The organism is Pseudoalteromonas sp. AOP7-A1-14, from assembly GCF_052376275.1.
Classification (GTDB): Bacteria; Pseudomonadota; Gammaproteobacteria; order Enterobacterales; family Alteromonadaceae; genus Pseudoalteromonas.
The window spans coordinates 1-7,687 of record NZ_JBQSVO010000145.1 but is presented as its reverse complement, the minus strand read 5'-3'; the positions used below and the strand labels follow the sequence as shown (position 1 = coordinate 7,687).

Genomic DNA, 7,687 nt, shown 5'->3' with positions numbered 1-7,687 from the left:
AATTGCGCGGTTTTTTTATTTTTTATTAACTTTATAGAAGATCTAGCTTTTTAAGCTCTTTCATTGCCAACTGGCCAGAAAGGGGTACATAACCATCCTTTTTAACAATACCTTGGCCATCTTGTGATAGCACCATTTTTAAAAATTCAGCATCAATAGGCGCTAAAGGCTTATTTGGGTGCTTGTTTACATAAACATACAAGAAACGAGATAATGGGTATTTACCTGTTGCAACGTTCTCTAGGGTCGCATCGACAAAGTTATCGCCTTTTTTAGCCAGCGGAACCGTGCGTACACCTGATGTTTTATAACCTATACCAGAGTAACCAATCGCATTCAACGATGACGACGTTGATTGCACAACAGAAGCCGAACCAGGCTGTTCATTTACGTTGTTACGAAAATCCCCTTTACATAAAGCTTTCTTCTTGAAGTAACCATAAGTCCCAGACACAGAATTACGACCATAAAGCTGGACATCGCGCGAAGCCCAATCACCAGTTAAACCTATTTCACTCCAGCGATTAACTTGTTTAGTAGCACCACATTTGCGAGTTGATGAGAAAATTGCATCAACTTCATCAATGCGTAATCCCTTAATTGGATTATCCTTATGAACAAATACTGCAAGCGCATCAATTGCTACACGAACTTCCGTTGGTTTGTAACCGTAACGTTTTTCAAACGATTCTATTTCTTTTGACTTCATTTTCCGGCTCATTGGACCAAAATTTGCAGTGCCCTCTGTAAGCGCCGGTGGTGCAGTTGAAGAACCTGCCGCTTGAATTTGAATATTTACATTTGGGTAAATACGTTTATATTCTTCAGCCCAAAAAGTCATCATGTTGGCTAATGTATCAGAGCCCACTGATGAAAAGTTACCTGAAATACCACTTACTTTTTGATATTCAGGTATTGTTTTATCGACTGCCATAACCTGTGCAGAAGCAAACGTTGTTACAGCTACACTAATTGCAGCGACTAAATTTTTAAATTTCATAAAGGGTTAACTCCGATTTATTCGTTCCATTTCTTAACTGCGCCCTACTCTAAAGTGACTAGATGACAGTTAAATTACTATGGTGTGACAGTTTTATGACTTTAGCAGGCTATTATTGTTTAATTTCAAAATTTCTAGTCAGTAAAGAACAACTTGAAAACCTATTTATTTCAAAAAGTTAAATATAAATTCAACTAGATTTCAGGCTATTTACAATTTTCTCTTTAGCAAAAGAAAATGAGAAAACCGAGCCTTTTCCTAATTTACTCTTAATGTTCAAATGGCTATCGTGTCTAGTTAACACATGTTTGGTAATAGCCAAGCCAAGCCCAGATCCACCGGTGATGCGACTGCGCGCCTTATCAACTCGGTAAAAACGCTCCGTTAACCGATTTATATGCTCAGGGGCAATACCATCACCATTATCAGTTACACTAAACTGAGCTTGATCATTTTTTAACTGCCACAACACATTTATCACCCCACCAGGTTTTGTATAATGAATGGCGTTAAACACCAAATTTGAAAACGCGCTGCGTAGCTCATCTCCCGAACCTTTAATATCTAAACTTTCATTAATATTAAAAATCAGCTGATGGTTTTTATCTTGATTAATTGATTGCGCTTCAGTTTTGATATAGCTCAGCATTTGCGGCACATTGACTGGTTTATCATTGTCCTGTCGACGTGCACCTTCAATACGTGACAGCGACAACAGCTGATTTACCAAGCTATCCATGCGCTGACACTGTCCAAGCATGGTATTTTGCGCTTTATGCCACATTGCCGGGGGCGGTAAATTATCACCGTCAAGCATCTCTAAATAACCAGTTACCACCGTAAGCGGTGTTCGTAGCTCATGAGAAACATTAGCAACAAAGTCCTTACGCATTTGTTCAAGTTGTTTTAATCGGGTGACATCGCGCACCACCATCAACTGATAGCTAGCATAAGGCATTACTCGAAACTCAAGTACTTGTTTATGTCCACTATCAAGCTCTAATGCTTCATCAAACGACTCTAATTGCATATATTTAGCAAATTTGGGGTCACGAATTAAGTTATCTAAACGTTGGCCATGATCCGTTGGCCACTGTAACCCCAATACTTTTAGTGCTAGTTGGTTACACCATACGATACTTAAATCTTTTTGCAGCACCACAACTGCATCAGGAACTGCTTCAGCGCCATCTCTAAAACGGCGAATTAAATCTGCTAGCTCGTTACGTTTTTTACGATTACGATGTTGTAAATGATAAATTCCCTCAAACACTTGCTCCCATACACCCTCACCTTCTGGTGGGTTAAAGCTACGTTGGTTAAGCAACCAATCACTGAGCCTATAAAGCTGATGGTAGTGCCAAAGTAGTAATGAAAAAGATCCTAAAAATAAAAGCAAAAATGGCGCACCCACAAGCACGCCAATTAATAGCAGAGGTAAAAAATACATAAACAGGCGCTTTGCTAGCGCCTGTTTATTAACAACTCGATACATACACTTACTTTACCTTTATGTACGTGGGCTTAGCCTACGTGTTTTTATAATTTACTTGAAAAGCGATAACCGGCACCACGCACTGTTTGAACTAGTCTGTCATGGCCTAACGACGCTATAGCTGTACGTAAACGACGAATATGTACATCAACCGTTCTATCTTCCACATACACGTTCGTACCCCACACATGATCCAACAGCTGCTCTCGACTATAAACACGTTCAGGATGAGTCATAAAAAAATGAAGTAGTCTAAACTCAGTAGGTCCCATATCCAGTTCACTACCCTCAGAGGTAACACGGTGAGAAATAGGATCAAGCTTTAAGCCATGCACTTCTATTGCTTCTTCAAGTGATGTAGGTGCAACACGGCGGATAACCGCTTTAATTCGCGCCATTAGCTCTTTTGGTGAAAAAGGCTTAGTAACATAATCATCAGCCCCTACTTCTAGCCCCCGCACTTTATCTTCTTCTTCACCACGTGCGGTCAGCATAATAATAGGGATTTTACGAGTATATTCGTTTTCTTTAAACTTTTTCGCAACTTGAATACCGCTACCACCGGGTAACATCCAATCCAGTAAAACCATATCTGGGTACGGTTCTACCATCGCCGCAATTGCAGAATCGTAATCTTGTGCTTCAACTGCTTGAAAACCATTTTGTTCCAATACAAAAACTAACATTTCTCTAATTGGTGCTTCGTCATCGACGACTAATACTTTACGTGCCATTGAATTTAATCTCTTTCGTTACCGAACTAGTTTTCATTATTATGACTAAGTATGACATTTTTATGAAAGTGTAACGTGTTATTTGAAATGAGACTAAAAAAAACACAAATTAGCCTAACAAAGGTCCAAATAATTACATTTCTAGCTAATCCTACTTTACCTAAAACGAAGTTTAGGCTGGATCACTAAATTATCAACCTTGCTAACTCAGATCAGACAAATACCAACCAGATCAATTTTAGGATCATATTTATACCCACTGCTGTTGCTAAACCCTTGATCTTTTGTTCAGCTAAAATTTTCATCGTTTACTTTTAAAACAATCATCAGCGGCTTAGCTAAGATCGTTAGTATAAATCTGATCTTTAAATCACTTACTTAGTAAAATAATGATCTTGAATAACTCACTTGGTATAACTTTGATCTCAGATCAAAAAAGCCAGCAACTTAAAAAGTGCTGGCTTTTAAATAACTTGAACTTAGAGTTAACTAAATTAAATTTGTTTAGCTATTTGATCTTAGGATCAAGCTCACCTGATAGATATTTCAAGTGCATTTCATCAAGTGAAATGGGCTTAATCTTGTTTGCTTGCCCCGCAGTGCCAAAAGCTTCATAACGAGCAATACAAATTTCAGACATCGCCTTGGTCGCTTCTGCTAAATATTTACGCGGGTCAAAGTTAGCTGGATTTTGCGCTAAATGACGACGAATAGCCCCTGTTGATGCTAAGCGTAAGTCAGTATCTATATTCACTTTACGGACACCAAACTTAATACCCTCAACAATTTGGTCAACCGGTACACCGTAAGTTTCAGGAATTTCGCCACCATATTGATTAATGATCTCTAACCATTCTTGTGGCACTGACGATGAACCATGCATTACTAAATGAGTATCAGGAATACGTGCATGAATCGCTTTAATACGGTCAATCGCTAAAATATCATCTGTAGGCGGGCGAGTAAATTTATAAGCACCGTGTGATGTACCACATGCGATTGCTAATGCATCAACATGAGTTTTACGCACAAAATCAGCCGCTTCTTCAGGATTGGTAAGCATTTGTTCTGCAGTTAGTTTACCTTCAGCGCCAACACCATCTTCTTCGCCAGCTTCGCCCGTTTCAAGCGATCCTAATACGCCCAGCTCGCCTTCAACTGATACACCACACGAATGTGCCATTTCAACAGTTTGACGGGTTACATCTACATTGTAGTCGTACTTTGATGGGGTTTTACCGTCGGTCATTAATGAGCCATCCATCATTACTGATGAAAAACCTAATTGAATTGAACGTTGGCAAACACCCGGTGAGGTACCATGATCTTGATGCATAACAACAGGAATATGTGGCCACTCTTCTACAGCAGCTAAAATCATGTGACGAATAAATGGGGCGCCGGCATAAGCTCGAGCTCCAGCTGAACCTTGAACAATTACAGGGCTATTAGTTTTATCAGCCGCTTCCATAATTGCGCGCATTTGCTCTTGGTTATTTACGTTAAAAGCAGGTACGCCATAACCATTTTCAGCTGCATGATCAAGAAGTTGTCGCATACTGATTAAAGCCATTGGGGATTCTCCAAATTGTATCGATAGCAGTTTTCTACCATCTAGTTTGAACGGATTTGTTAAGGTCAATGCACTTAGGCATCACGGTAACAACTAGTAATTACCAGCCTTAACCGTTAAACCATTAATAAAATAAGGGTGAGAGGTATTTTATTAATGGTGTTTAACGTGATGTTTTACCACCACGTTATCGCGCGCAAATTACTTAGCGCGCTCTTCAAGCATAGCAACTGCTGGTAGTTTCTTGCCTTCTAAAAACTCAAGGAAAGCACCACCACCAGTTGAAATATACGAAATTTTATCGCTAATGTCATACTTATCAATCGCCGCTAGGGTATCACCACCACCTGCGATTGAAAACGCTTTTGAATTTGCAATTGCTTGTGCAATAGCACGAGTGCCATTACCAAACTGGTCAAATTCAAATACACCAACCGGACCATTCCATACTATAGTACCTGCATTAGCAATAATTTTTGCTAATTGATTGGCAGTATCAGGACCGATATCAAAAATCATATCTTCATCTGTTACTTCACTAACATCTTTAAGCGTTGCTACAGCTGACTCTGAAAACTCATTACCAACAACTACATCAGTAGGAACTGGGATTTCGCCGTTATTACTTTTTGCAGCTGCGCTGAGTTTATTTGCTTCATCTATCAAGCCAGCTTCAAATAATGACTTACCTACAGGGTGACCCGCTGCGGCAATAAAGGTATTGGCAATACCGCCACCGGTAACAAGTTGATCAACAACTGTTGAAAGCGAATCGAGTACTGTTAATTTAGTCGATACTTTAGAGCCACCAACAATCGCCACTAATGGACGAGCTGGATTATCAAGCGCTTTACCCAACGCTTCAAGCTCTGCTGCTAATAATGGGCCTGCACACGCCACATCTGAAAATAAACCGACACCGTGAGTTGAAGCCTGCGCGCGGTGAGCGGTACCAAATGCATCCATCACATACACGTCACAAAGTGCAGCTAGCTTTTTAGAAAGCGCTTCGTCATTTTTACTCTCGCCGTTATTAAAACGCACGTTTTCAAAAACAACCACTTCGTTATCGGTAATCTCAACGCCATCTAAGTAATTTTTTTCAAGACGTACGTTTTGCTCAAGCGCCTCATTTAAATAATCAACTACGGGAGCTAATGAAAATACTTCATCATATTCCCCTTCTGTAGGGCGGCCAAGATGTGACATAACCATTACTTTAGCGCCTTTCTCAAGGGCTAGTTTAATGCTTGGTAACGCTGCGCGAATACGTGCATCTGAGGTCACTTTACCTGCTTTAACAGGCACATTTAAATCTTCACGAATTAATACGCGTTTGCCGTTTAAATCTAAATCTGCCATCTTGATGACCGACATGGACTTCTCCTTAGTTAACAATACTGAATTATTTTTATAAATATTAATTATTTACTTACTGCTACCATTGTACGGGCAGTATCGAGCATACGATTAGCAAATCCCCATTCGTTGTCACACCACACCAGTAACTTTATCAGCCGTTTATGACTAACTCGAGTTTGTGTGCCGTCTATGATACAAGAATGTGGGTCATGATTAAAATCAACTGAAACTAATGGTTCTTCGGTATAACTTAAAATACCTTCGAGACGATCTTTTGCGGCGGCTTTTAAAGCCTTATTTACCGCTTTTAAATCAACGTCTGAATTAACGGTTACGCTTAAATCCATTGCAGTTACATTGATAGTGGGCACTCGCACCGCAATCGCTTCAAAGCGACCATGAAACTTAGGTAAAATACGCTCAATACCTCGGGCAAGTTTGGTATCAACTGGAATAATTGACTGACTCGCTGCGCGAGTACGGCGTAAATCATGATGATAAGCGTCAATTACTTGTTGATCGTGCATCGAGGCATGGATAGTCGTAATCGCCCCAGATTCAATTGAAAAGGCATCATCCAGCACTTTGATTACCGGCACAATACAGTTAGTAGTACACGACCCATTAGAGACAATCGTATGCTCAGCAATTAATTCGTCATCATTAATACCATACACAATCGTGGCATCGACATCCGCATCAGCAGGCTGAGAAAACAACACCTTTTTTGCCCCAGCGTTTAAATGTAAGTTTGCATGCTCGCGTGAGTGATAAACCCCAGAGCACTCTAGAACCACATCAACGCCTAAGGTATGCCAAGGTAATTCAGCGGGATTTTGCTCTGCAAACAATGCAATCGTATCGTTGGCGACAGTTATATCATCTTCCCCTAAAGTGACAGGGAAGCTAAAACGCCCATGAGAGGTATCGTATTTAAGGAGATGGGCAATGCCCTCTGGTGCTGCTAATTCGTTGATTGCTACAATTTTTATTTGTTCATCAAGCCCGGTTTCGTACAGCGCACGTACTATATTTCGTCCGATTCGACCAAAACCATTGATTGCAAGTTTGATTGCCATGAGAAAGAAAATCCACTCTATTTGCTTGCACAAAAGGCCACAGCCTTTTTAGATGGCTGTATTGTAATCGACCTTGCAGGTTTTTATAAGAGCTTAACAGCAGAAACTTAAAATTAACCTAAGTTAGGGAGATTAATTTTGGAACTTACATAACGCCTTACGAATTACGTTGGTTACCAATAACGAAGTCACCATTATGACAACACAATAAAGCACAATCATAGTATTATTTAGAGGCTGCGCAATAACGTCACCATTAGTCCCCACACATAAGTTGGTACTGTAATCAAAAGCGCCACCATTATCTAGGCAGCTATCAGCCAATAAAAAACCATGTAAAAACCACACTATCACTAAACTCACAGCGACCCCCACTAATGAAGGTATAAAACTACGTTGCATATATAAACCTGTAAAATAAAATCCTGCTAAAAACGTTTTAAC

General features: G+C 40.0%; 7 protein-coding genes. All 7 read right to left on the bottom strand.

Translation table 11 applies throughout. The annotated features are described in order from the left end of the window. Positions 1–31 precede the first annotated feature (31 nt). Positions 32–1,000 carry a PstS family phosphate ABC transporter substrate-binding protein gene (locus ACT3RM_RS16205; protein ID WP_441836306.1) on the bottom strand — a complete coding sequence of 323 codons (969 nt, stop codon included), beginning with the start codon at positions 998–1,000 and terminating at the stop codon, positions 32–34. 190 nt (positions 1,001–1,190) lie between these two features. Next, positions 1,191–2,495, bottom strand: a complete 1,305-nt coding sequence (gene phoR / locus ACT3RM_RS16200) for a phosphate regulon sensor histidine kinase PhoR (protein WP_441836307.1) — start codon at positions 2,493–2,495, stop codon at positions 1,191–1,193. A gap of 44 nt (positions 2,496–2,539) precedes the next feature. Then, positions 2,540–3,229: a phosphate regulon transcriptional regulator PhoB gene (phoB, locus tag ACT3RM_RS16195; protein ID WP_441836308.1), complete on the bottom strand. Its 690-nt coding sequence runs from the start codon at positions 3,227–3,229 to the stop codon at positions 2,540–2,542. 508 nt (positions 3,230–3,737) lie between these two features. Continuing rightward, positions 3,738–4,802, bottom strand: coding sequence for a class II fructose-bisphosphate aldolase (gene fba / locus ACT3RM_RS16190; protein WP_441836309.1), 1,065 nt, complete (start codon positions 4,800–4,802; stop codon positions 3,738–3,740). Positions 4,803–5,003: 201 nt separating this feature from the next. Then, positions 5,004–6,179 (bottom strand): phosphoglycerate kinase, encoded by a 1,176-nt coding sequence (locus ACT3RM_RS16185; protein WP_441836310.1) that lies wholly within the window; start codon positions 6,177–6,179, stop codon positions 5,004–5,006. A 47-nt stretch (positions 6,180–6,226) separates the two neighbouring features. Further along, positions 6,227–7,243, bottom strand: a complete 1,017-nt coding sequence (epd, locus tag ACT3RM_RS16180; RefSeq protein ID WP_441836311.1) for an erythrose-4-phosphate dehydrogenase — start codon at positions 7,241–7,243, stop codon at positions 6,227–6,229. A 132-nt stretch (positions 7,244–7,375) separates the two neighbouring features. Further along, positions 7,376–7,687 (bottom strand): hypothetical protein (locus ACT3RM_RS16175; RefSeq protein WP_444511418.1); only part of this gene is annotated, 312 nt, incomplete at its 5' end.